The sequence below is a fragment of the Endozoicomonas sp. SESOKO1 genome (assembly GCF_024606265.1).
Lineage (GTDB): Bacteria > Pseudomonadota > Gammaproteobacteria > Pseudomonadales > Endozoicomonadaceae > Endozoicomonas.
Window position 1 is genome coordinate 1 of the sequence record NZ_JAHHPP010000300.1, and the last position, 2,107, is coordinate 2,107.

Sequence of the window (2,107 nt, forward strand, 5' to 3'; positions counted from 1 at the left end):
GCATAAGCGGGGGCGCGTCTAGCGCCGTCCGCTGGATGCTCTTGTTATGTGCGTGGTTGATTTAGGGACGACTATTTCTATTTCTTCTAATTCGAGTTCATCGATTATTTTTAGCCCCTGGTGCCTAAAGTACAAACCAATGAGTAAAAATATTAGGGAACTGCAGGCAACTAAACACACATCAACTTTTTCAGGGTTTAAGAAGAAACAGAAAAATGGTGCGATCATTGCCCAGAATACTTTTTCGCTTAGTGAAACTAATTGTTTGGCATACAACTGCTTTGCTTCTTTGCTGTCATAAAAATCATGCCCTTTCCCATGTATAAACTGGGGCATATGCCAAAACTTCTTTTCCTTTTTCATATTTTACTATTTCCTATGATAAACACAACGCCTGCATAAGCGGCGGCGCGTCTAGCGCCGTCCGCTGGATGCTCTTGTTGTGCGCGAACTCGCCGCTCGTGAGCCTGAAGGCCGGCACCCAACTATGTTTTCTTTGTTCATGGCAGAGGACGTGAAGCGCTGACGAACAAAAAGCTGCGGTAAAAGACAAAGCTGAAATTTGCTGCCAAACCACTGGCACGGATTTTAGTCTGGCGTTGCACGAAGGAAAAAGCTCAAAACTGCTTTGCCAGAAACAACATATCTTGAAGAGCAGCGTACTGCTGAAACTGGCATGGCAGGAGGAAAGAAATTCAAATCTCTCCCGCCAGAACCCACAAAACCATTTTCATTTCTGCTGAATTTCCAGTCAGAGAAAGGCCATGTACTATAGCGCACAACGCCGCCATCACCTGTCGGAGGTAGCTGGCGCGTCTTTTTGCCCTCGGCAAAAAGCGTGACAGATGCCGGAGGTCGGGTGCATGGCCTTGTTAGCTTCTTCTAGTTGGTATTGACTAAACACTTTAATACCATTAGCTGTTAATAATGCTGCTGTAACGCCTGCACCATCGATTTTTGTACCTGAGAAAGCACCATTATATATAAATGAACTCCCACATGAAGGACTAAAATCGGCCAGCACAGCAACCTTGATATGATTTTGTTTACATAGAGACAAGGCGTTTTTGGCTCCAGTCAGAAATTTTTCGGTGACGTCTTCACCACTATTTTCCATTACTGAAATTCTTCCAGAAATAACATCATTGCCTTCACCGCCAGATATCTCAGCTGGAGCTCTTGGAATACTCATTCCGGCACTGACTTCTGGACAAATTGAAACAACTCTACCGTCATCTATCCATTCTTGGAGAATTTCACTGTTGGTAAACAAGGAGTTACCATCATAGCGAACTTTATCTCCTAGCAAGCAAGAGCTGACAAGTACTTTTTTCATGCACTATTCTCGATACTTTCCTGAAAGCTAACCCCCGCTTCAACGGCGCTAGTCCGTTGGAAGCTGTTGTTATGTTTGCTTACTCGAAGCCTTCTGCCCAGGACGTGTCGGTCATGCGCGGGTCATCGATCCGATTCCCGAAGCAGTCAAAATGTTGCTCAGAGATTTTTTTGAAGACAAAAGGCTGGAACAGCATTCGGTACAGCTTGGAAGTATTACCGCCTTTCTTGGTTTTGCGGTGACAGCTTTCGATGAATTTTGCTTTTTCCAGTACTTTAAGATTGGTGCAAATAGTCGCCTGTTTAACACCGAGAATCTCTGCCAGTAACCCTTGGCTTGGCCAGCACTCACCTTCTGAGTTGGCAAATGTTGCCAATACGACCAACAGATATTTCTGGGTCATCGACAGTTTTTCCATCCCGTTGTTGTTTATTTTAACTCGTATCAAGGTTCCTATACCCATTAGGTAGGCAAACGAAATCATTGCTATACTGTCTCCCGAGCAGTAGCTCATTGCTATACAGAAAAACCCGGTTAGGAGTGGCTGCTCCGTTTGAGCCGGGTTTTTTCTTGTGCGGAAGAAAGTTAGCTCAGGATTGAAATATTTCAAGCGTATAGGGGTTATCTGTTTTCACAGAGTACCCCCTATCTTTCAAACCTATACAAACAAAGTAAATAAACAGTATCAAAGAACAAGTTGCGCAATGCAGCCTGCGTGGGTGAACATAACGCCTGCATAAGCGGCGGCGCGTCTAGCGCCGTCCGCTGGAT

At 44.9% G+C, this 2,107-nt stretch carries 3 protein-coding genes; all 3 read right to left on the reverse strand.

The genetic code is table 11. The features are described 5' to 3' along the window. Positions 1–18: 18 nt before the first annotated feature. On the reverse strand, positions 19–363 hold the full coding sequence (locus KDK13_RS13390; protein WP_257285475.1) for a hypothetical protein: 345 nt from the start codon (positions 361–363) through the stop codon (positions 19–21). A gap of 427 nt (positions 364–790) precedes the next feature. After that, positions 791–1,336: a DUF523 domain-containing protein gene (locus tag KDK13_RS13395; RefSeq protein ID WP_257285476.1), complete on the reverse strand. Its 546-nt coding sequence runs from the start codon at positions 1,334–1,336 to the stop codon at positions 791–793. A gap of 79 nt (positions 1,337–1,415) precedes the next feature. Next, positions 1,416–1,946 (reverse strand): helix-turn-helix domain-containing protein, encoded by a 531-nt coding sequence (locus KDK13_RS13400; protein WP_257285477.1) that lies wholly within the window; start codon positions 1,944–1,946, stop codon positions 1,416–1,418. Between the last annotated feature and the right edge of the window lie 161 nt (positions 1,947–2,107).